This window comes from Paenibacillus sp. FSL K6-2524, assembly GCF_038005525.1.
GTDB classification, from domain to species: domain Bacteria; phylum Bacillota; class Bacilli; order Paenibacillales; family Paenibacillaceae; genus Fontibacillus; species Fontibacillus anaericanus.
Map to the genome: position 1 here is coordinate 3,960,575 of NZ_JBBOSP010000001.1, position 22,719 is coordinate 3,983,293.

Sequence of the window (22,719 nt, forward strand, 5' to 3'; positions counted from 1 at the left end):
TAATAATCATGCTTCTCTATAATTTATGTGTTAATGGGCCCGAATAGATTTACTAAGTAAGGTGATTTTACTGCAAAACCTTCGGCATATGAAATAAGCTTACGTTGGCCTAGCAGAGCATCCCTAGCTTTAACCCGCTCCACATATCCCTGATTCAATGGAGTAGGGGCTACGTCTAATCCTGGGGCTGCTTGTCCAAATTGAGATTGATAACATCCAAGTGCTTCTTCCTTCTTCTCATAATAATCAGTAACATCCACGAGTAAATCGGGAGTTCTCCAATCATTAATGAAATAGAAGTATAGATCAGGAGCAGGAACTGCCGGCATATCTGGCATATAACGACGAAGTTTCGCGTTAAATACAGCTTCCTCAACTAGCTTACTGCATGCTATATGATCAGGATGACGGTCTTCCCAATAAGGAGCAAAGATAATACTCGGCGAATACTTACGGATGGCTCCAGTAACTGCAGCAATGTTATCCGGTGTTATGTACAAGCCGCGATCAGGTAGTCCCAAATTGCTACGCATGGTAATACCTAGCACCTCTGAAGCAGCTGCAGCCTCCATTTTGCGCAACTCAACGTTTCCATTAGAGGACAATTCTGCCTCGGTCAGATCACATATCCCAACTCTTGAACCTGCGGCAACTTGCTTGGCAATTAATCCAGCCATTCCAATCTCGGCATCATCTGCATGTGCACCAAAGATTAGAATATCAAGTTCCTGACTCATTACGAAAGTCCCGGCTTATGTTGTTCTAAGAGTTCACGCCAACCGAAATCACCACGATCTAATGCACGAACAAGAATTTCTGCTGTGGCCATATTCGTAGCCACCGGAATGCCGTGTACATCACAAAGACGCAGCAATGCCGTAATATCCGGTTCATGTGGCTGAGCCAACAATGGATCGCGAAGAAATATTACGAGATCCATCTCGTTCTGAGCAATCAGTGAACCGATTTGTTGGTCTCCACCAAGCGGTCCGGATAGAAAACGTTGAATTTGTAAACTTGTGTTTTCCATTATTCTTAATCCTGTAGTTCCGGTTGAATAAAGTTTCTTATCCTTGAAAACATGTTCATATGCTATAACGAAGTTAACAATATCGTCTTTCTTCCGATCATGTGCAATAAATGCTATATTCATCATCTGTTTTATCTCCCTTATCAGTCCACAAAATGTTCGAATCCGTAAATCATACCCTCATATTCCAGCACTTTCTTAATCGCTATATTAACCCCTGGCATATATCCAGCCCGCTCGTAAGAATCATGGCGAATTTTAAGCGTTTGACCAAATCCACCAAAGATAACTTCTTGCTGCGCGAACACCCCTGGGAGACGCACGCTATGAATGCGGAATCCGCTGTAATAACCGCCTCTTGAACCATCAATCAACTCTTCTTCCTCAGGATTCCCTTGACGAAGTTCTTCTCTGTTCTTAGCGATCAATTCAGCCGTCTTCACCGCAGTTCCGGAAGGAGCATCCAGTTTCTGGTCCCCGTGATACTCAATGATCTCTAGATGAGGGAAATATTTAGCTGCTTGAGCAGCGAACTTCATCATTAGAATAGCACCGACGGAGAAGTTAGGAGCTATTAATCCACCAATACCGCGTTCCTGGCACTGCTTGTCCAGATCCTCGATCTGTTCCGGAGTAAAGCCAGTGGTACCAACTACGGGTGATACACCCAATTTAATAGCTAACACAGTATTGCTATAAGCTGATTGCGGCGTGGTAAAGTCAACCAGCACCTGCGGTCTACTCTCAACCAAAGCCAACTCCAAATCCTGACTTAGAGTAACACCACATGGTGGTAATCCGACAAGTGTTCCCGCATCCAAGCCTTCATCAGACAAGTTAACGGCGGCCACGAGCTGTAGTGTCGGGTCCTCCAATACCATCTTCACAACTTCCTTACCCATTCTGCCAGCAGCACCGGCAACAGCTACTCTGATATTTTCTGCCATAATAGTATTCCTCACTTTCTCTTGGATAATGGTTTGTAGGCTCATTCTACTACAGCATATGAACACATCGCCTATTCGGTGTCCTTTTTACTCCAACGATTGGCATCGCGCGTAGCAAATTTGTGCATGACTTTGTCATGTGCTTTATTCAAATCGATCCCCAGGGAATTAGCGAAACAAATCGTAATGAACAAAATATCTCCGAGCTCAAGCTCAATGGAATTATCTGGTTCATTGTCCTTTTTGGGCTTTTCCCCATAAGTATGATTCACTTCACGCGCTAGCTCGCCAACTTCCTCACTCATACGAGCTAACATACTTAGTGGACTGAAGTAGCCTTCTTTAAATTGGGAGATATAATCGTCAACTTCACGCTGTAACTCCGCAAGAGATTTTTCTTTCAAAGATGGGTCCTCCCGTCCATTGGCTAGGTTTTACAACTATGTTATCGTAAAGACGTTTTGAAAACAAATCATTTTTTAATGTGTCCAAAAAAAGGTATACTAAGGAAGAATGGACAAATTTACTTTTACAATTCAAACAGGTGAGGTATCGGATGAATACATCGAAGTTATCAAGTTATGCAAAAACAGTGCTGCCTATCTTCCTTGGAACTGCAATTTACGCTTTTGGGTTACTTTATTTCATTATACCCAATAAGCTGATGGAAGGTGGCCTTACTGGTGTAACTATTCTGCTTAATTATGCGTTTGGCATCTCTCCTTCGATCTCAAACTTTGTACTCAATGTCCCTTTATTTTTCTTGGGATGGAAGATTCTTGGCGGACGCCAGATCATTTATACCGGGGTAGGAATCTCATCGCTCACATTCTTCCTCTGGTTATTTGAACGTTTAATTGAAACCGGATGGATTGTCCCTTTTTCCACAGAGCACGACTATATTCTTGTGGCTCTGTATGCAGGGGTAACTCTGGGAGCCGGTCTCGGCATTGTATTTCGTTTCGGGGGCACGACTGGTGGTTCAGATATCATAGCCCGGATATTAGGACGTAAATATGGATGGAGTATGGGGCAGGTTATATTAATGGTTGATGTTATCATTATTGGCTTGTCGCTTATTTATATCAAAAAGGAAAACATCCTCTATACGCTCGTAGCTGTATACATAGCTTCTAAGGTAATTGACTTTATCCAAGAAGGTGCTTATGCCGCCAAAGCATTCACAATTATTAGTGACTACGCTCCGGAAATTGCAGATGTTATTACGAAAGATATGGAGCGTGGAGTTACGTTGATACCCGCGATTGGGGCTTATTCTAAACAGGCCAAGCACATGGCATATTGCGTTGTCTCAAGGCAAGAGATTCGGCGACTAACAGGGATTGCTAAATCTATCGACCCTAGGGCGTTTATCATTATCAGCGAAGTGCATGATGTTCATGGAGAGGGATTCAAGGAAGAATAAGATTAGTTGATGCTCAACATTAAAATGAGTGCTTAAAATACCAGTAATGCAGATGATCGCTACGATGACGGATTATTCTTACGATCGCTGTTGCCCTTAGATTTCCTGAATTTATTCAACCCTTAGAGGTAGAAATCCAAGGGCAAAGGCGAACTCCCAGATTATGCTTTCGATGTAGCTTTCATTCTGAAAGCTTTTAGCTTCTTCAGAACAATTCCGTCTCCTTCGTTATGATCTATGTATGTTACTGATTCAAGCAAACACTTATTTTGGTGTTGTGCCTATTGGAGGGGGGACAAAAAGAAATACGGCTACCTCCTAGGTAGTAGCTTTTAATTTTGCCCTGTTAAGATTTAATATGATAATTTTAGAATAAGAATGGGAAACCCATTATATAAGGGTTTCCCATTCTTATTCTAATGTAATGAACGAAATATTAATTACCATTCCAATGATAGATTAGTTGCACAACTCCAGAAGAGAACGTTCTTGTATTAACCATTTTTAAATTCAACCTACGTTTTATATCAATAAACATCGGTTTTCCTTCTCCCAAAATAACAGGGTGAATAGATAATCTAAATTCATCAACAAGCCCTAAATTTATAAAAGTTGTAATGAGGCTTGCTCCGCCATATAGCCAGATGTCTTTACCAGGTTTATTCTTCAATTTGGTTACTTCTTCAGCAATATTTCCATTGATAAATATTGCTTGATTATCAGTCTCTATTTGTGTTCTGGAGAACACATATTTCACTTTACTATGAACCAAATCCCAAATTTCTTTCTCGGTATCAGAGTCTTTGGTTTTGGGAATATATTGTCCCCACAAATCGTAGCTTTTTCTGCCATATAAAATAGTATCAATTTGATTCAAGAAATTTGTAAACCCCATATCAGGGTCCATAATGCACCAATCAACTTCTCCATTTTTCCCTTCAATAAAACCATCTAAAGTAACTGCTAAATCTAAAATTATTCTTCTTTGTTTTATATTATTTGACACAACTCTTCCTCCTTTTTTCATTCAGATATTGTTTCATCTGCCCCGATGAATAAAAGGAACGCTCGTTCTTATTCTGACTATAACAAATATTCAGGGAGGTATCAAATATATACATCTACTTTAACAGAGCCTTCATTTTAAAGATCCCAACATGCAAATAACAAGTCTCCATGTGATTGGAGGAACGATTCGTTCACGGGGCACTCGTCCAGCATCTATGGATTAAAATATTGCTTAACTGTGCCCTTACCATTTTCAACTTCTACTTCAGCATATGCTCCGTTTATGAAAGTCATTTGTGGTGGAACGTGACCACAATCGATATCATAGATGATTGGTATTTGAAGTTCCTCGGAAAGTTCTTCATAGACATCCCCAATAGTATAGTCCTGAACAGGTTGATTCGCTTCACTTCGACCAAACATAATACCAGAACAATTTTCAAACCATCCTGCAAGTTTCATTTGGACTAATGACCTACGTAAATCCACTGTTGTCAGTTCGCAATTCTCTAAATACCACAAGATGGGATCATTATTGATAACATGTTGTTGGAAATATTGCACATCACCAAATGGTGTGCCAATCAAATGCCGGATCACATCTACACATCCGCCAAGTAATCTCCCGCTTACTCTTACTTTCATAACATTTGAATCTGAAATTACTTTCCAATAAGTTTGTTCCGTTAAATGAAAGACACACGGTGAGAAGTTATCGTGGTTCCATTCCTTTTGATATTTTTGTGAAGAATGTTGAATGATTGATTCGCCTGTTTTAGTTGAGAGAAGCGCTTGCCACATAGCTGTTGTCTCATCCGAATGTATACCTCTTAGATCAATCAAATTCGGACCATGAGCGGTTGCTATACCTGTTTTTAAAGTGGTTGCTAATAACAATACGCTTATATCCGAGTAACCCAATATCCACTTGGACTTAATATTTTCAAAATCAATATATTCAAGAACCTCGATTATCAATTCTCCACCCCAAGGTGGAATCACAGTATGGATATTATCATCTTGCATCATATCATTAAGTTCTGTAGCACGTATCTTTGCAGGAGATGATTTGGCCTTATCTTGTGTCCATACTGTCTCTCCACAAATGACATTGAACCCTTTCGCATTCATACGGTTACAAGCATCCTTAATCAAACCATGTAACTCAGATCCAACTCCTGATGAAGGAGCTGTTATTCCTATGGTTGCCTCTTCTTTTAAAAATGGATATTTTATCATAAGCTACCTCCAAATTTAGATGAGTTTACTAAATGTTTTTGCAACAAAATCCCAGATTTTACGTTTAGTCTTCTGGAGGTGCTTAATTGAAGAAATTAATTATTATCATTTTCTCCTTGCTAGGATTAGTTGCATGCGGTCATTCTTCGCAATCTGAAGAACAAACTACTATAAATCACTCTAACCCCAAGGATCAAACCCTTTCAACAATAATTCCTGATCCTGAAATTGAACCTTTTAACGCCAGTATCTCTGTCCCCAATCAAATTAATTCAAATGAAGAGTTCGTTGTTAAGGCAACGCTAGAAAACTTATCTGATAATGATTTAACCATATTACATGCATCAAGAGTTTTTTATTTTTCGATTAAAGACACTAACGGTAAGCTTGTTAATACTTTTGTGATGGCTGAGGTAGGAAAATATCGTCCTTTTCAAGGAAAAGGGATGATATCAGAACAGTATATATACAAATTAGAAAATCCAGGTGTTTATGAAGTGTCCGCAACTGCTAAATTCACAGTTGGTGAAGGGGACAATACCAAAGATTTTGAAATAGAAACAAATAAAGCTAGTTTTGAAGTTATCCCGTTGAACTAACGGTGAACTATACAGCAATATCCATTCGAAAGACAAACAAAATTAACAGTTTCCTTCCGTATGTAAACAGAGACAAACTTATCTATCCACCAATATTTGCTCCGTACCTTGGTGGTAATGCGCTGGACTTCAAATACTTTGAATCACATATTGATGTGGTTGTTACAGTAATCCCCTATGTGGGTCCTCATATAGCTGTTGGTAAGGATATTTGGAGACCACAGCGATTGTAGGAACGGTCCGTTCGCGGAGCGTCACTCAGAACACTTAACTTACTCCCAAATAAAAAGAGGGTATCCCAAGCCATTTTTTTGGCTTTTGGGACAACCCCATTGAAATTTTCATTTATTTATCAAGCGTGGTCCCCTTCAATAGAGAACCCCCTGAGTTACAGTCGATAATGGTTAGAGTCATCTTCTCTTCTCCCTACAGAAGAAACAATTTGGTCACCACGATACTTACGGAATCCCGTATAGAATAACGTCAGCACGATCCAGCCCCCTATGAGGGTACTCCAGTACCATGGGCTCCCATATCCAGTAATCGGTAGAAATACGGGCTCGTCAGCTCTCCGACCAAATAACTCCTTCAACAAGCTCTTGCCCAGATCGATGCCTTGATCAATAGCCCCTAGATCCAACGTCTTGTCATTGCTCAGTCTTTCAACATAAGATAACCACGATTCAAATTTATTAATTTCTGAAGGATCGCGGGTAATGATGGCTGCAGATCGAATCACCTCATAATGCTCTTTGAATGTCTGAAATACATCCTTTAGTTCGGAAGCATCCCCAGCCACACGCGCTTTCTCCATACTCTGCAAGTTATCTGCCATGACTTTATAATACTGGAGCCATAGAGCCCCTTCTTGATGATTCAAACTGTTCACAGCCAGTCTCAGCCTAGCTGAAGTACCGATCCACTCTTCCTGCGAGACTTCTACTCTGGATAGTGTCTCCCTCGCATCCATAATAGTCTCAGCGAGCGCATGAATACCTTCCACTGATGTTAAGCCTTTAAATGAAAGACCCTCTAGAGCATCAATCAGTGACTCCATCTCCAGCAACGCCCCTTGTGCGTTCCCTTGCTGCATATTGTTATATAGACGTTCCGCTGCCGTCTCAAGCCTTTGCAGCTTCTCAGCTCGCTCTGACGCAGCCGTACCCGTAGCAGCAACGTCTACGGAAAATGCTCTAGCATATGACGGCACAGCTAACGGACTCCATATCAGGAATAGTAGCACCGCTAACCACCCGATCCTTTTCCTCCAACTCATGGACATCCCTCCTTACCATTCATGGTATGGCAGGCTGTCCACAGTTAGAACTCTAGTTCATCGTGTATCTCAAGTTCTTTTTGCACCTTTCAAGGCAATCCATGTAACCACAGCACTAGCAACTGTTAGAAGTACGGTAAAGAGCTTTATTGTGTTCACATCATCATACAAAGTCTGAGGTAACCATGGATAGACATCATAGGTATAGTCCACCAAATCATTTAATAGAGTCCAACAAGTAGCGCTTAGAATCATCAATGTCCCGAATTTGAACATACGAACGAATAATAGCGTTTCAACCGCCATAGCCAAGTGGGAAGCTACTAACATCCAATCTTGCCATACTAGATCTCCTCCCTGATAGGCCCCTGCAAAAATCATAGAGACAGCCCAAACGCCATATTTAACACTCGTTACAACTGCTAGTGCCTCGATCAAGGTACGGATTTTATCAAACTTGGCCAGAGGTCCAGGAAATAGTAGAAATAACAGAGCAAGCGTGAAGAACAAACTTGCTGTAGGACTGTCTGGGACGAATACGATCAGCCAATGGGGTTGGCTCATCCACGTCTCGCGAAGTTGCCCTCCATACCATATGTATCCGTATACCGTTCCTAGTAAATTAGATATAAAAAATAACCATAGCATGAACCGAGTTGATAAAAATGCTCGGCTCCAAAAATATGACAATCTCAATTTCATGCCCCTTCCTCATCACAGGTCCAATAAATAAAAACCTGATCGTTTGTACGATCAGGTTTTTTACTTTAGTCTAATTTTACTGTTCCGCTTTTTGTTTCGCAAGCCAGTCAGCTAAATGATCAATATCTTGATCCGTGAGCCCCGAAGCAATAGCTGTATCATACATCGCTGGCATCTTATTATTGTATCCTTCTTTAATGATGGCAAGGATAGCTTCCTTATCATGTTTATCACCAACACCACGTAGTGAAGGACCACTTGCCCCTTTGAGATCCGCAGCATGACATGAAATACAAGTTGCTGTCTTATATGTCTCCATGGCAGTATCTTCCTTATCAACGATTCCAATTTCCTCTTGCTTAATCGCATTAGAAGTTGGTAGACCTTTTTGCCTATTTTCTAATGCTTGTTCCTCACGTTTGATATGCTCCGGCTTTTCCCCAGCCAATTTCAACTCATGCTGGTAATGCGTCCAGGCGAAATTGGTTAAGTACACAACCGCCGCAAGCGACAGTAACATAAGCGACGAAGCAATTGGCCGACGATAAAATCTACGTTCCTTCCCCCGGTCTAGAAACGGAGCAAGCATGAGTCCCCCAAATGCCGCAGTCGGTATGCCAGCTGTTCCCAGTATCACCCAATCTCCAGAAGCATATGGGTACTTCAGATACTGATACAGAAAGAGAAAATACCAGTCAGGCATTGGTATAACGGACGCACTAGGGTTAGCAGGAAAACCGAGAGGGGCAGGTTCAGATATGGTTAATACTAAGAATCCAACAAGTACAACCACACCAACCATCCATTCTTTCAATAGAAAGTTAGGAATAAACGCTTCCGATTTACCAGGATAAGCCGTGTAGTCGGGAGGAGTTATAAATCCATTCCCTTTTCGAACACGCGAATCACCGACAAATACGACTTTCTCTTTCGACTTATCTCCGTGGGCCATATAAATGCCTCCCTTCTTCTAATTAGAATGTGTTGACTGCCTCTTAAAGTGGTCCGGAAATCCCTTGTCTGCGGATCATAATAAAATGTCCCACCAGAAGGGTAAGCAACACAGCCGGAAGGAAGAACACGTGAATGGCAAAGAACCTAGTTAACGTTTCAGCGCCAACAATCGTACCACCCTGTAGTAACTCTTTCATAATGGGTCCCAGCACAGGTATCGAATTAGCGATCTCTAGCGTAACTTTCGTAGCGAAATAGGCCTTATTGTCCCAAGGCAGCAAATAACCCGTCAATCCGAGTCCAATCATGACAAAGAAAATGAGCATACCTACAACCCAGTTCATTTCGCGTGGTGCTTTATAGGAACCAGTGAAGAAAACGCGAAGGGTATGAAGGAACATCATTACAATTACCAAACTCGCCCCCCAGTGGTGCATACCACGAACGATTTGACCGAAAGCGACTTGGGTCTGCAAATACTCAACACTACCATACGCATTGATAATATCAGGGACATAGTACATTGTAAGAAACATCCCAGATAAAATCTGAATAACGGTAATGAAAAACGTCAATCCGCCAAAACAATAAACGAATGCGGAAAAGTGATGTGCCGGGTTTACATGCTCCGGAACTTCATGATCTGCAACATCTCTCCAAATCGGCGTGATATCAAGACGTTCATCAATCCAGTTATACATGTTTTTTAACATCTGAATCTACGCCCCCTTATTTCACGATCGTGTTCGGGATAATTTCCCCCAGTAAAATCCAGTCATTCTCCAGCTTTACTCGGTATTCATCCAGCGGCTTAGGAGCGACAGCAAGCTGCTTACCCTCTTTTGTATAATGTGCACCATGACATGGACAGAAATATTGTTCTGGGAATTCCTGATTTTTGTTCCACCCTACCGTACACCCCAAGTGCTTGCAGATCGGTGAAAGCGCATAAATTTTTCCCTTTTCGTCTTTGCTGATCCATGCCGTCAGCGTTGCGGTGCTCAAATACCATCCGTCCTGCTGCTTGAGTTCAAAGGTAAACTCCTGCGGTTCAGTCGTTATTTTGCTAGCTTCAACCACTTTGATGTATGCGCCCTCACCTTTTTGCCGTAGAACTGGATCCACAGCGAAACGTACCATAGGAAGTGCCACACCACCCATCATAAAGGCAGTAGCCCCTCCCAAAGTATATGTAAGAAACTGCCGGCGGGACATTTCCTTACGAATAGGCGGTTTATTCGATGATTCATGTTGGTCGCTCTGATTGCTCATTACTTTCTCCAACCCCCTTTGCCAGCCAATTCGTTATTTTCCATTTTCAATGATAAATGTCACTTTTATTAATAAGTCATATTAATAATATATGAGCAATATGAGAGCGTCAAGATTTTCCAGTTGCTTTTTTCTAACAACTAGGCGTCTGTTATTGTTAATTGTCGATATTTAGTCACATTTACCTTTGATTATCTCTTTGCCAAATACGTTGAATTTCGTTCTGAATTATCATACTATTAGGAAGTGCTTCAGAACCCTCCAAGCTTTGCGGGGAAAGGACTAGATCAACATCAGGAAGATATGAATTATGTAGTAAAACATCCGATGTTATGACAACTACAAACCTGAATCCGGACGACTTGACATTGTGAGAAATTTCATTTATAAATCCAAAAATATTTTCTCTTCCATATTGAACTGTTGGATATGTAACTACCCTTCCTTTAAAGGGGATTTCCACCAAATCCATCATATCTCTCAGTCTCAACAAAGCCGCAGTCACTTCATACGGTTGTTCTTTACCGCTAAGTCCAGCAACTGGAAGAAGACAAGTATCTAAGTATGGCCGAAGTTCTTCCCACGTGTTCGATTCTACTTCACTAAATTTCAATTTTTCTCCTCCTCCTTACCTCTCTTTCATTATAATCAAACAAATGTCCTTGACAAATGTATTCTGAAGACTTGAGAATGAACCGAAGTATGAAACAACTCCACTCACCTACTTCTATTAGATGAACGGTTGGAGCAGTTTCAGAACAAAATGAATACTTTGTTGAGTCATTTATCGTCAGGAGGAAGTTTATAATGGAAGTCGAAACTAGTAAGCCTGCGCGTCCGAAATTGTTGAGTCAATTTACAGCGCCTTTCTTACAATCCCGCTCTTTCCCGTATCTTTGGCTGGGACAGTTAATCTCAATTTTAGGTAGCTCAGTTACTATGGTTATTCTTCCGATTATTGTTTACACGCTTACTGGATCATCGACAACGATGGGATTAATCATGGCTGCGTATACTCTCCCCAGCATCCTAATGCTTCCCATATCAGGTTGGATCGTAGATCGATATAATCGTATCCATATCATGTTATTTGCGGATATCATGCGTTTCATAGTTATGTCAATCATCGCTTCTTTTATCTTCACAGATATCTTATCTATTCAGGCTTTGTTTGTGCTTGTAGCACTTTACGGATTATTGGAGGGCCTCTTTCAACCTGCTTATTCTGCTGTTCGAGCGTCCGTCTTTACACCTGAAATCCGAAATTCTGCCAATGCATTAACGCAAATTAGTAATCAGGCTGTTCGCTTGATCGGTCCTTCTTTAGGAGGCCTACTTATTACTTTCCTTTCGGCCGGTTGGGGTGTTACTTTGGATGCCCTCACTTATGTAGGATCATTTATTTGTTTGTTCTATCTGCGTAAACTTCTCCCCTTTCACAAGAAAGAGACGACCCCAGATAGCGATTGGCGCAAAGACTTCACTGAAGGAATACAGATTTTAAAGAGTAACGCCTGGTTATGGATTACAATCCTCGCTTTTTCATTCATCAATATTTGTTACAGTGGAATTGTTATCGTTCTCATACCCTGGTTGTTCAAAGTTCATCTTGAATTGACTCCTTATGTATATGGTATCGGTATAACCTGCTCAGATCGGTGCAATACTTGCTGGACTTCTGTTTGGAACGAGAAGCAAGTGGTCCAATCGTGGACTCATCGCTTATGGCGGAGCATTATTGAGTGGGATTTCACTATTACTTATGGCTTTTACATCTTCTCCCTTCATACTTTGTGCCCTGTTTGTTCTGGAGGGTTTCGGAATAATGGTCTTCGGTTTGATCTGGGAGACTAGTCTTCAGGAGCTTGTCCCGCAGGAAGCCTTCGGCCGAGTCTCAAGTTTAGATATGCTTGGTTCCTTTGCATTACTACCTTTAGGCTATATCCTTGTCGGTTGGCTCGCTGATATTATCGGAGGTACGCAGACGATTGCTATTTTCTCCAGCTTAGGAATCCTCTGTGTAATCTCCATCATGTTTATCCCCGGAGTGCGCAAGTTCGATTAGGCCAATCTATATATAAAAAAGAAGAAATGCCTTAAACGGCATTTCTTTATTTACCCAATATTTTGAGTTCATCCGTCAAGAGTCGGAAGGCCACTTCATCGCCTTTGGCCAATGCATTATCAATTTCACTATATAGCTGTTGATAACGTTGTTTACGCAGAGCTTCGTCCCATACCATTTCCGCTGCTAAACTAAGCATCACTTCATAAGTAACCTTTATCTTATCCATAGGATGCACCTCCAAACACTTGTCAAAGAGAACTTAGTTTCTGCTCTTTCTTAAGCATATTCACCGATTTTTTTACCGTTAGTGACTATAGCCTCTATACACATTAAAGTGCTATAGCCTATGCGATACTTATGATGAATTGTGCCACAAACTTTAAATTTCTATCATCGACCCTTCTGAAGACCAAGGATAGCCACTCTGCCAAATTGTGTTGTCTGTATGTATCGTACCTGCTGTTCATCTTCACCTATCCGTACCATTCCTAGATGTAGCATCATTCTCAGAATTCTTTCTTCAAATATAGATTCTGACGAATCATAAAAAAACGGTTTGATGAGACGCTCCATGTTCTCATACAACGAGGAAATCGTAACCCATTCTTTGGAACAACGTTCGATCCAGTAAACAAGAGAGAGCAGGTTAGGGATCGGGCCTTTGTATAGTCTTAACCAGAAGCTTACCATTTGCATCTTCGAATCCTGCTTTTCTGCTCCCAGCAACGAAACACCAGCAGCAGATAAACTTAGGCCACCTACATTCTCCCTGATAAGCCGAGAATGATAGGCATAGTCGTACAATAATGCAAATCGGCTAGGATAATCCTTGAAACGACGACCATATCCAAAACGCCAACCTTTGCCTACGAGTGGTTCTGAAATGTGCATTGTCTCCATAATCTGCATTTGATTCCTGCGATACATGATCCCTTCACTATTCAGGGGAATCTCATGAAGTTGAACATATTGAAGGAACAAATGTAGATCCCCTGGAAGAAGATCAATCTCCTCCCGATACATGGATGGTTCACCCAAGGCTGGAATCAATTCCGATTTAAAGCGTCTCTCAAGTACCTCTCTGAATCGATGATTCAAATCTTCTGGTACTTCGAACAAATAACGCGTATTTTGAGTCGAGCCATTGAACAGCCACCCCCGCTGCCTGAATCTTGTAATGACATCCCTTGGACTTTCTTTTTCTCTGGCGTCTTCAGTGAAACGCGACTGTTGTGCACAAGCAATTAACTCTTCTAGACTAAATTGACGGCGGCCATCAAATAGCAACGTATTAAGAAAACGCAAATCTTCCAAACTCAACCTGCCCACATGCTGTTCAATAAATTCTCTGCTTCCTATCGTCTGCAAGATTGACTGAATTAACTCATGCTTGGAATTTTCGTTACAGTCACACTGATAGTGATTTGCTATTCTATTTAGTTGTCCGATATCGGCAAAAGTGAGCATATCCGCCAAGTTCATACTTTACCGCCTCACCGTTTTACTATCATTATTGGAAAATATGCAACTTTTATTCCCTACATAGCAAAAAAAATCCGACCTAGGTCGGATTATAATCGATCTTCTACAGTTTCTTTCAAATGACGGGTACAATTGTATAATACTAAATCCCAATTCGACTCTTGTTTCTCGACAATCGTGAGGGATAAATTCCCAATTCGTTCACTGCACTTATTTTGATATAACGCACTATATAATTGTGCAAGCAGCCCTCCATGCGAGATAACTAGCACATTACGGTCACCATAACGTTCCCCTAAATCATTCATGAAAGCTAATGCCCGTTTACGAATTGCTTCATCCTTTTCCTGTCCAAGGTCCAGTTGATCCCATTCTTTACCCCACAATGTTTCACGTTCCAGGGAAGTTAATCCTTCCACCTGACCAAATGCACGCTCCATAATCCTAGAGTCGGGGTCATACATCGGTATTCTCAACGAGTCAGCAATGATCTTTCCAGTCTCTTGCGCGCGCGACAATCCGCTAGTAATCACGAAATCCCAATGATATGTTGAGTCATCCTTTAATCTTTGAGCAAGTTGATATGCCTGTTTTCTTCCTTCTTCATTTAATGGAATATCACTCTGGCCCTGGATTTTGCCAACTGCGTTCCAATCCGTAAGCCCATGGCGTATTAATCCTACGAGCATCTTCATCCCCCTATACTTGATGTGATAAACAAGTCCTATGTATTATTGTATCAAGAAATAAAAATAAAAGCCTCTTCCAAATTCTTAGTTAGGAAGAAGCTAATATTCTTATTTATCTCTTTGCACGCCTGATACCCTTCCACGAAAACAAGGCTAGACCCATTCCCGCCATAGATAAAAGCATCCAATATTGCGGGTAAGATGGTCCCATTTGAGCAACAAATGGTTCGACGATTCCTCGAGATACACTTGGCAATGTCAGTGAGAATTCTTCTTGGGGTTCGATATCAGAAACCACAGCGACTGCTGGCAATATACCAGTCATCGGTTTAACGGCTTCATGGTTATCTTTGGATCCTCCGACCATAACTAACAGGAAGCTGCAGAGGAAAACCGCCAAGAAACAAGCGGCCCAAATTGAAACGCGTTGCCGTAAACGACGTGAAGTCTTACCTTCCCCAGCGTTAGGTGCTAACCAAGGGGATTCTGCATAAATACGCTCCATCACCCTACGGTTTATGCCTTCTGCTTGTTCCTCTGACACTTCTATAGGTAAATCATGCACCGCATTTAAACTTTCTTGCCAAATTTGATATTCTGCAGCGCAAGATTCGCAACCCAAAGTATGCCACTCCAGCATTCTACGCTGGGGATGATTTTCCGGTAATTCCGGCATCAATCCAAACAACTCTTGGGCCTCTTTACAGTTCATCTGCTTTTCATCCCTTCATATTGTTCGTAGATGGGTTCATAAAAGTAGGGTTCAAGCTGGATCTTCACGCTACTGCGTGCCCTAAATAATAGAGATTTCACCGCACTAACACTCTGTCCCATTATGCCGGCGATCTCTTGATAATCCAACTGGTCATATTCACGTAGAATAAGTGCAGATCTTTGTTTTTCAGGAAGATTATTGATGGCTTCGCGTACCATACTAACCTTCTCACTCCGCAGTACAGCTTGCTCCGGAACAACATCATTAGTCGCCACCGGTACATATCCACTTTCCTCTAAAGGAATATTAGCCGTGCGCTGCTTACGCAATTCACTAAGCACGGTGTTCCTAGCGATTGTGTACAACCATGTGGAAAAAGAAGCATCCACTTCCCGGAAGGAGTGCAGACTCCTAAATGCTTTGTAGAATGTCTCCGAGCATAAGTCTTCAGCGAGCAACTCCATATGAGCGCTCTTCAACATGTGATACACAAAGGCCAATATTTTGCGTTGGTAACGGCGCATTAACTCCGCGTACAACTCGGTATTGCCTTCTTTAATTTCACGAATCATTTGGGAATCCGTCATTATGAGTGCGATCCTCCTCGCCCATCCATGTACTTATTCCCCGTTCGATTCCACTTATTCTTACCGAACAGGATATAAAAAGTTGCGGTTTATATGTACTATTTTATAAAAAAACAGCCAAAATATTTCTGAAATAGTATGACTTGCTCTAATCGATGAATATTATACCATAGAACTGGGGATTAAAAAACTTCTCTATATTACTCTAGATAACATAAATCGTAAAATTTATAACTATGTTATTGCGGCAGTTTCTCGATGAATTTCCTCAAAATAATGTATAATAGTGTTCAGTTCTAATGAAAGGAAGGTCCCCATGAGATTGTCTATAGGCATGAGAAATATTAAAACCGCCATTGCGATATTTGTTTGTCTCATCATTTCAGAACTCCTACACCTGGAATATCCATTTTATGCTGCTATAGCAACGATAATATCCATGGAGAACTCTGTAACAAATTCATTTACGGTCGGCAAGAACAGAATGATGGGCACTTTTGTTGGTGCAGGTATAGGATTAATTTTTGCCATTATTGATCCGCAGAATGCCTTTTATTGCGCCATTGGTATCGTACTCGTCATTTACATATGTAATTTACTAAAGTGGAATAAGTCCATATCTATTGCTAGTATCGTGTTTCTCGCAATCATGTTAAATTTACAGGTTGGAGGTAGCCCACTCCTCTATGGTCTAAACAGGATATTTGATACGCTAATCGGCGTTAGTGTGGCTGTTGTCGTTAATTATTTGATCTTCCCTCCAAAACATGAGTACAACCTTCATATCGCACGAAAAACAGTCATGAGGAGACTTGCAGAAACAGCAGAGGAAGTAGTTAACTTTGGGGTCAACGATGACTTAAAACCTCTCAAAAAAGATATTGCTGACTTGGAAAAATATCTCGAGCTTTGTAAACTTGAATTCCACCTCAAGAAGGACCTAAGTCAAACGATGGAACTTATTGAAGAGGAAGTAGAGATTTGTAAAAATATTTATTCGCATATGCGTATGATTCAACGGTTATACATTGAACAAGATCTAGTTATACATCAAAGAGCCTCTCAACAACTTGATTCGGAATCATTGTCCATCGTTATCCGCTATCATATCGATTGTATTATTGTTGAGATCGAAGGCCTAGGACTGATTCTTCCGCAACAACAATAAGGACAAGCGAATAATACTACTATTGAATTCAATCTCAGGGGGTTACACCATGGAGTTCAGACAAATGAAGGAACATGAACTGAAGCAAGCTGCAGTATTAGCGAACAACGTCTTTAGAAAAGATGGAGAAATACAAATGGAAGAGATATTTCCAGCCCTGTTCCAACCCGGTGTAAGTCATTCCTATGGTGCTTTTGATCAATATGGTGATATCGTCTCGTTTATGGGCATGGTTCCACTAATCATCAACTCAGGAAGTGTTAACTTGTCTGCATTTTCCATAGGTGCAGTTTGTACTCATCCAGAATACCGTGGTCAAGGGATTGCCTCAAGACTATTATCTCTATGCCTTCAACATGCAAAAGATGCAGGAGCTTCACTATTATTCATCTCAGGTGATAAATCACTGTATTTAAGAGCCGGAAGTGTGTACTTCGGTAAATCCACCCAGTTTATACTTGACCCACCAGCTGCAAGACACCTTGTTTCAGAACAAAACTTATGGAACTTTCGCGATATGAAGCCGGAAGATATTTTTGCCATGCATGATCTGATCAAATCTCAAACTGGTACGATTCAATGGGGTCTCTCTGACTTACAGCAATTCATCGGAACATCTCCTATGGCTACTCTTTATGGACTGACTCAGTATATTAAAGTAGCGGTAATACCCGGTGAAGGAATTAGCGCTTTTGCTGTGATAGGTATTCCAAGACCCGACTCCTCCCCGGAACAGCACCAGGAACAAACTAGTCAAGTTGGAACTGTCATCGAATGGGCCGGATCAAATAAGGCGGTCACAGCGCTCCTGTCCCATTTGCTCTCACACTTCAATCTATCTTCACTAGAAATCAATCTACCGTGGCAGTATACCCAGCTTGCAGCTTCTCTGGAAGAGGCGGGTACAGGACAGATCCCAAGTACTAATGCAGGTACTCTCTTAGTTGCTGACGGAAATACCCTCATCACTCAATCCAGGTTAGATTCAGTTCATGGACACGATCTTACAATCTCCATTGATACGGAGGGAACATATATCCTCAATTCACCTGATGGTGCTTCTGTCATTGGCGGGAATGCTGAACTTTGCTCCCTGTTATTTGATCCTGATACTGAAATTACACAACCATCGAATTTCAAGCTGAAGACACTACCTCTGCCTTATATGTATGGGCTATATTTCATTTAAACAAAGGGTCAAGCAATGTCACACTTGGCTTGACCCTTTGTTTGTATAATCCATTCTTTACTTTTCAGTAACTCTACCTTGTGCGTCAATATTTGCATTATAAGAGAGCTTGTTCAAGAGCTTATACGTCTTTTTATTATAAGTTTCACTCATATAATTAGGTTGCCCATGGATGATTTTTACTGGTGTTATTTTACTCGTAATGACAGAATCCTTAATTTCAAAATCAACAATCATCGAATCAAGCGTCTTATCTCCGCCACGTGTTGAGCGATTAAACACAAAGTTTCCTAATGAATAATAGATCGGCTTGTGTTTATAATATTCAATCCCCATCAAACAGTGGCTATGTGCTCCAATAATCATATCCGCTCCACTATCGACCATTTGTTGTGCCATCTTACGGGCATACGGCTCAGGATAATCTTTAAACTCCTCATTCCAATGGATATATACAATCGTATAGTCATTCTCTTCTGCCGATTTCTTGATTTCACTTAGCATGGGTTCAAGAGTATAGGCCGATGCGGCCCCTGCACTATTCTTTCCTGCATGCCATGAAGTACCTGATAGAACACGACTCACACCAAGTACAGCAATCCTCTTATCTTGTATCGACTGTACAAATGGAGTAAATGCCTCTTTAATATTCTTGCCTGCTCCTGTATATCCGATTTTGTACTTGTTTAGTTGTACAAATGTGTCCATCATTGCCTCTTTACCATAATCAAGAATATGATTGTTTGCCAAGGATACTCCATCAATTCCTGCATACACTAATCCTGCTAGTGTTGTAGGCTTCGAACGAAAGACGAATGTCTTATCTGCCACAGGTTGACCTTTGGTCGAGATTGGTGTTTCCAAATTTGCAAAAACCATATCCGCTTCTTTAAACTTCGGTGCCACTTTTTCAAAAGGATAGTTAGCTCCATATTTAGTTATTTGATTTCCTACATATCCGTCAAGCAAAATATCCCCTGCAAATGTAAGCTTAATTCCTTTTTCTTCTTCAGATGTAGACTTGCCTAATGCCATTGAAACAGGTAGCACGAGTAATAATACCAATACAACAAATATGAATCTGCGTAATATACGAGCTACCATTTCACTCTACCTCCCCGTTCACCCGTTCCAAATGCTACCATTATATAATATTAATCCATATTAAAGTCAAGAGCTTCTATCCGCTCGTCCATCATATGCTGAAATAAGCCTAAAAAGACTGGAAATAGCGGGTGAAATTCGGAGACCACGACGACCGCTGTCGCTTTTCCGAAATCGTTACGTCCCATCCGCTACTTCGAGCACATATTCAAACTTTTATTGTTCTTCTCTCATGAAATCCGCAACGACCAGAACATCCACATGTCTCGCTGATCGCAATATCTGTTTGGTGACATCACCGCGAAACCACTTGCGTAACCAAGAGCGCTGGGATTGACCAATAATAATCTGTGTACTCTGTAATTCTTGCGATCTCTCCAGCAATAAGGAAGCTACACGCCCCGGAATCACGTTTGGGATCACCTTAAAGATACCACCCAATCTTTCCGTCAATTCCTTCAGTTCACATATATGCTTATCTGTCACTTCCCCACTCTGCTTGATTTCCTGTACATACGTTACATACCAGTTAGCCTTCAGCCGGTAAGCGATACGGAAGCCACGGCGGATGAGCCGTTCTGCATTATGTCCAAGTGTGATACATACATAAATTACTTCTTGACGCCGCCAAGGTCCCCGCAATGAACCGTTACGCTCCCAAGCCTCCAGTCGCTCATCTACATCATCAGCAATTTCGCGTAGCGCCAGTTCCCTAAGCGCGATTAAATTCCCGATTTTGAAAAAATGTCCCAATGCCTGATCAACTTTCACCATCGCATAAATTTTGCCCTCCTTCATCCGTTCCTGAAGGGCTTTAGGAGTCACATCTATAAGCTCCACTTCATCTGCTCGCTGCAGAATGCTGTCCGGTACGGTTTCCCTTACCCTAACACCGGTAATTTGCTCTACTGCATCATTCAGGCTCTCCAAATGTTGTACATTCACCGTGGAAATGACCGATATTCCTGCATCTAGTAGCTCCATTACATCCATATATCGTTTCTTATGTTTACTACCCGGCATATTGGTATGCGCGAGTTCATCTACCAGCACTACTTCAGGATTGCGCCTAATGATCGCCGCTGTGTCCATTTCTTCCAGAACCGTTCCACGGTAATCAATACGTTGGCGTTCAACGGTTTCAAGTCCGCCTATTTGCTCCAACGTCTCTTTACGGCCGTGGGTTTCCAACAGTCCCACAACCACGTCGATCCCTCTTTTAAGTAGGTCATTCCCCTCACGTAACATCTTGTAGGTTTTGCCCACACCCGGAGCTGCACCAATATACACCTTAAAAGTACCTCTACGGATATTTTCAATTTCCTTCATTACTTCTTGGCTGCTCAGCCTATGGTAGGAATCAGACTCACGTTTATTACGATTATGTAAAGCCGGCAGTACTCGTTCTCCCTCCTGCTCCGCTCGATCCGCCACAAAGAACACATCCACATTACGGATATGTTTTAATAATGAATTGGCGATGGACCCCCTCCAAAACTCCTGCCATTTATTCTGTTTCGAGTGCCCCATCACAATCCGGGTAATATTATGCTGCAATGCGTATTGTACCAGAAGACGTGGAATCTCCCGCTTATATCGAAAGGGTATTTCCTCCATCGACGCACCGATTTTATCAGCCAGTTTCCATAGTGAACGCTTAAATGTAGCGGCATCCTTAGATAGCGGAAGTCCTTGCTTCCAGAAAGAGACTACTGCCAATTCCCCGTTTAATCGCTTGGCAATCTGCTGTCCACGGCGGATATGTATCGAGCCGTTCCAGTAATATTGTGCTGATACTAGAACCTTTTCTGCGATGCCCGCAGTTCCAAGCAGTCCTTGTTCCTCGCGGTGCTTCTCTAATGAATAATTTACATCCTCGGCAACCATCCGAAGCGCGAGCTCTCGTAACTTACTAAGATTCCCTTTATTAAAAAGTGGAATATGATCCCTTTGTCCCAAATGTCCTTCAGATAAACGCTGAAGTATTTTTTCCGGAGTCACATCAATCAGAACCAGTTCATCTGCCAGAGCAAGTACATCTGTCGAGATAGAATACTCGACCTCCATTCCCGTCCACTTCCGAGCTAAATCCGCTGCACCTTCCAGCTCATATACGTTCACCGTGGTTATCACGCTAATGCCGCAACTCAGCAAGTAGTTGATATCCTCCAACCGTCCAGGCCGCTCCGCCCCCTCCTGGTTTCGGTGAGCCAACCCATCAGTCAACACGACCTCGGGATTACGCTTCACGATAGCTTCGACATCCAGGTCTTTCTTTTCAATATCATCCTTATACCAATGTATACTTGGAATTCGTTCCAAATCGCCAAGCTGATCCCTGGTTTCAGGACTCTGATTAGTAGAAACGGCACAAATCACCACATCGATCCCTTGGGATTTCAGCATCTGACCTTCACGCAGCATCTGATATGTTTTACCCGCCCCGCTAACTGGCCCGATAAAAATCTTCAGGCGACCGCGATGCAGTTCATACATGGACAGCAATAATTCCTCAGGCGTCTTTCTCCGGTACGTTTCCATTAACACCACTCCCACGCAAGCATTAAATCCCCGCCCGATTCCAAGGAATCAGGCAGGGACAACAGATTCATCTTACGATTTCGATAATTCCATCAAATCCATATTAAGTTTCAGTACATTCACGCGTTTCTCACCGAATACCCCTAGATCACGGCCCTCTATGTGCTGGCTTACCAACTCCTCCAATTGAGAAGCTGGAATACCGGTCAGTTTGCTGATCCGCGGAATTTGCACGATTGCCGAGTCCGGTGTGATGTGTGGATCAAGTCCTGATCCAGAATTGGTTACCAAAGCTACGGGTAATTCGCTCAAGGGAACATCCGGGTTATCCACTTGCCATTGTGTAATGAAATCTTTCGTACGCTGCAACATATCCACGTTAGATGGTCCATAGTTATTGGAACCGGAAGCCTCCGCTTTATACTCAATACTAGAGACCCGACTATGGAACAACGCAGGATCACTAAAATTTTGACCTATCAATTCCGATCCCACTACAACCCCATCTTCATTCTTCAATAGGCTCCCATTCGCTTGGGAAGGCATGAGAACTTGGGCGATGGCTGTAGATGCCAGAGGATAAATGATTCCGCAGAGAACAATGAATACCAAACTTAGTCGTACAATAATAAAGAAATAAGAACCTTTCGATGGTGACTGCTGTTCAGGAGCAGCTTCGATGGAGTTCGCCATGATGCTCTCACCCTTTCTATAATTAGTCAA

25 protein-coding genes and 1 pseudogene are annotated in these 22,719 nt (G+C 41.8%); 5 read left to right on the forward strand and 21 right to left on the reverse strand.

What is annotated here, in order from left to right:
- Positions 1–23 precede the first annotated feature (23 nt).
- From bshB1 to NST85_RS18140, 4 genes are all read right to left on the reverse strand, one after another.
- Positions 24–737, reverse strand: coding sequence for a bacillithiol biosynthesis deacetylase BshB1 (gene bshB1, locus NST85_RS18125; protein WP_127190824.1), 714 nt, complete (start codon positions 735–737; stop codon positions 24–26).
- On the reverse strand, positions 737–1,156 hold the full coding sequence (gene mgsA / locus NST85_RS18130) for a methylglyoxal synthase (protein WP_127190825.1): 420 nt from the start codon (positions 1,154–1,156) through the stop codon (positions 737–739). Before mgsA ends, bshB1 begins: the two co-directional genes overlap by 1 nt.
- A gap of 17 nt (positions 1,157–1,173) precedes the next feature.
- Positions 1,174–1,977 carry a 4-hydroxy-tetrahydrodipicolinate reductase gene (dapB, locus tag NST85_RS18135; RefSeq protein WP_127190826.1) on the reverse strand — a complete coding sequence of 268 codons (804 nt, stop codon included), beginning with the start codon at positions 1,975–1,977 and terminating at the stop codon, positions 1,174–1,176.
- A 71-nt stretch (positions 1,978–2,048) separates the two neighbouring features.
- The gene (locus NST85_RS18140) at positions 2,049–2,381 is read right to left on the reverse strand and encodes a nucleotide pyrophosphohydrolase (RefSeq protein ID WP_127190827.1); all 333 of its coding nucleotides are present in this window, start codon (positions 2,379–2,381) and stop codon (positions 2,049–2,051) included.
- A 152-nt stretch (positions 2,382–2,533) separates the two neighbouring features.
- Here NST85_RS18140 and NST85_RS18145 point away from each other — a divergent pair, with 152 nt between their 5' ends.
- Entirely contained in the window at positions 2,534–3,403 is an 870-nt protein-coding gene (locus tag NST85_RS18145) for a YitT family protein (RefSeq protein WP_127190828.1), read from the forward strand.
- Between the two features lie 436 nt (positions 3,404–3,839).
- On the opposite strand, the gene NST85_RS18150 is transcribed toward NST85_RS18145, so the two are convergent.
- Positions 3,840–4,409: a dihydrofolate reductase family protein gene (locus tag NST85_RS18150; RefSeq protein WP_341190035.1), complete on the reverse strand. Its 570-nt coding sequence runs from the start codon at positions 4,407–4,409 to the stop codon at positions 3,840–3,842.
- 215 nt (positions 4,410–4,624) lie between these two features.
- Positions 4,625–5,650, reverse strand: a complete 1,026-nt coding sequence (locus NST85_RS18155) for a S66 family peptidase (RefSeq protein WP_341190036.1) — start codon at positions 5,648–5,650, stop codon at positions 4,625–4,627.
- An 86-nt stretch (positions 5,651–5,736) separates the two neighbouring features.
- On the opposite strand from NST85_RS18155, the gene NST85_RS18160 reads away from it, so the two are divergent.
- Positions 5,737–6,249 (forward strand): hypothetical protein, encoded by a 513-nt coding sequence (locus NST85_RS18160; RefSeq protein WP_341190037.1) that lies wholly within the window; start codon positions 5,737–5,739, stop codon positions 6,247–6,249.
- A 388-nt stretch (positions 6,250–6,637) separates the two neighbouring features.
- On the opposite strand, the gene NST85_RS18165 is transcribed toward NST85_RS18160, so the two are convergent.
- The 6 genes from NST85_RS18165 to NST85_RS18190 all read right to left on the reverse strand — a co-directional run bounded on the left by NST85_RS18165 (position 6,638) and on the right by NST85_RS18190 (position 11,066).
- A complete protein-coding gene (locus tag NST85_RS18165) occupies positions 6,638–7,525 on the reverse strand; it encodes a sporulation protein YpjB (RefSeq protein ID WP_246053984.1) in 888 nt (295 codons plus the stop codon).
- A gap of 69 nt (positions 7,526–7,594) precedes the next feature.
- On the reverse strand, positions 7,595–8,221 hold the full coding sequence (locus tag NST85_RS18170) for a DUF1405 domain-containing protein (protein ID WP_341191133.1): 627 nt from the start codon (positions 8,219–8,221) through the stop codon (positions 7,595–7,597).
- Between the two features lie 82 nt (positions 8,222–8,303).
- Complete coding sequence (locus NST85_RS18175) at positions 8,304–9,179, reverse strand: menaquinol-cytochrome c reductase cytochrome b/c subunit (protein WP_307395739.1); 876 nt, start codon at positions 9,177–9,179, stop codon at positions 8,304–8,306.
- 43 nt (positions 9,180–9,222) lie between these two features.
- Positions 9,223–9,894, reverse strand: a complete 672-nt coding sequence (qcrB, locus tag NST85_RS18180; protein WP_127190834.1) for a menaquinol-cytochrome c reductase cytochrome b subunit — start codon at positions 9,892–9,894, stop codon at positions 9,223–9,225.
- A 16-nt stretch (positions 9,895–9,910) separates the two neighbouring features.
- Positions 9,911–10,453, reverse strand: coding sequence for a ubiquinol-cytochrome c reductase iron-sulfur subunit (locus tag NST85_RS18185; protein WP_127190835.1), 543 nt, complete (start codon positions 10,451–10,453; stop codon positions 9,911–9,913).
- A 181-nt stretch (positions 10,454–10,634) separates the two neighbouring features.
- A complete protein-coding gene (locus tag NST85_RS18190; RefSeq protein ID WP_341190038.1) occupies positions 10,635–11,066 on the reverse strand; it encodes a DUF2487 family protein in 432 nt (143 codons plus the stop codon).
- Positions 11,067–11,260: 194 nt separating this feature from the next.
- Here NST85_RS18190 and NST85_RS18195 point away from each other — a divergent pair.
- Positions 11,261–12,518 (forward strand): annotated as a pseudogene (locus NST85_RS18195) (MFS transporter).
- A 46-nt stretch (positions 12,519–12,564) separates the two neighbouring features.
- Here the strand turns inward: NST85_RS18195 and NST85_RS18200 are convergent.
- The 5 genes from NST85_RS18200 to NST85_RS18220 form a co-directional block, all read right to left on the reverse strand.
- On the reverse strand, positions 12,565–12,747 hold the full coding sequence (locus NST85_RS18200; RefSeq protein WP_127190838.1) for an IDEAL domain-containing protein: 183 nt from the start codon (positions 12,745–12,747) through the stop codon (positions 12,565–12,567).
- A 164-nt stretch (positions 12,748–12,911) separates the two neighbouring features.
- Entirely contained in the window at positions 12,912–14,003 is a 1,092-nt protein-coding gene (locus tag NST85_RS18205) for a hypothetical protein (RefSeq protein ID WP_341190039.1), read from the reverse strand.
- 89 nt (positions 14,004–14,092) lie between these two features.
- Complete coding sequence (locus NST85_RS18210; protein WP_341190040.1) at positions 14,093–14,692, reverse strand: histidine phosphatase family protein; 600 nt, start codon at positions 14,690–14,692, stop codon at positions 14,093–14,095.
- A 112-nt stretch (positions 14,693–14,804) separates the two neighbouring features.
- Complete coding sequence (locus tag NST85_RS18215) at positions 14,805–15,404, reverse strand: zf-HC2 domain-containing protein (RefSeq protein WP_127190840.1); 600 nt, start codon at positions 15,402–15,404, stop codon at positions 14,805–14,807.
- A complete protein-coding gene (locus tag NST85_RS18220) occupies positions 15,401–15,994 on the reverse strand; it encodes an RNA polymerase sigma factor (RefSeq protein WP_127190841.1) in 594 nt (197 codons plus the stop codon). Before NST85_RS18220 ends, NST85_RS18215 begins: the two co-directional genes overlap by 4 nt.
- Before the next feature lie 334 nt (positions 15,995–16,328).
- Here NST85_RS18220 and NST85_RS18225 point away from each other — a divergent pair, with 334 nt between their 5' ends.
- The gene (locus NST85_RS18225; RefSeq protein WP_341190041.1) at positions 16,329–17,162 is read left to right on the forward strand and encodes an FUSC family protein; all 834 of its coding nucleotides are present in this window, start codon (positions 16,329–16,331) and stop codon (positions 17,160–17,162) included.
- A gap of 49 nt (positions 17,163–17,211) precedes the next feature.
- The gene (locus tag NST85_RS18230; protein ID WP_341190042.1) at positions 17,212–18,351 is read left to right on the forward strand and encodes a GNAT family N-acetyltransferase; all 1,140 of its coding nucleotides are present in this window, start codon (positions 17,212–17,214) and stop codon (positions 18,349–18,351) included.
- Positions 18,352–18,408: 57 nt separating this feature from the next.
- Here NST85_RS18230 and NST85_RS18235 read toward each other — a convergent pair whose 3' ends face one another.
- From NST85_RS18235 to kdpC, 4 genes are all read right to left on the reverse strand, one after another.
- Positions 18,409–19,386, reverse strand: coding sequence for a CapA family protein (locus NST85_RS18235; protein ID WP_442418142.1), 978 nt, complete (start codon positions 19,384–19,386; stop codon positions 18,409–18,411).
- A gap of 119 nt (positions 19,387–19,505) precedes the next feature.
- Positions 19,506–19,643, reverse strand: a complete 138-nt coding sequence (locus tag NST85_RS18240) for a hypothetical protein (RefSeq protein WP_341190044.1) — start codon at positions 19,641–19,643, stop codon at positions 19,506–19,508.
- Between the two features lie 28 nt (positions 19,644–19,671).
- The gene (locus NST85_RS18245; protein ID WP_341190045.1) at positions 19,672–21,996 is read right to left on the reverse strand and encodes a universal stress protein; all 2,325 of its coding nucleotides are present in this window, start codon (positions 21,994–21,996) and stop codon (positions 19,672–19,674) included.
- Between the two features lie 72 nt (positions 21,997–22,068).
- The gene (gene kdpC / locus NST85_RS18250; protein ID WP_127190846.1) at positions 22,069–22,689 is read right to left on the reverse strand and encodes a potassium-transporting ATPase subunit KdpC; all 621 of its coding nucleotides are present in this window, start codon (positions 22,687–22,689) and stop codon (positions 22,069–22,071) included.
- Positions 22,690–22,719: the final 30 nt, after the last annotated feature.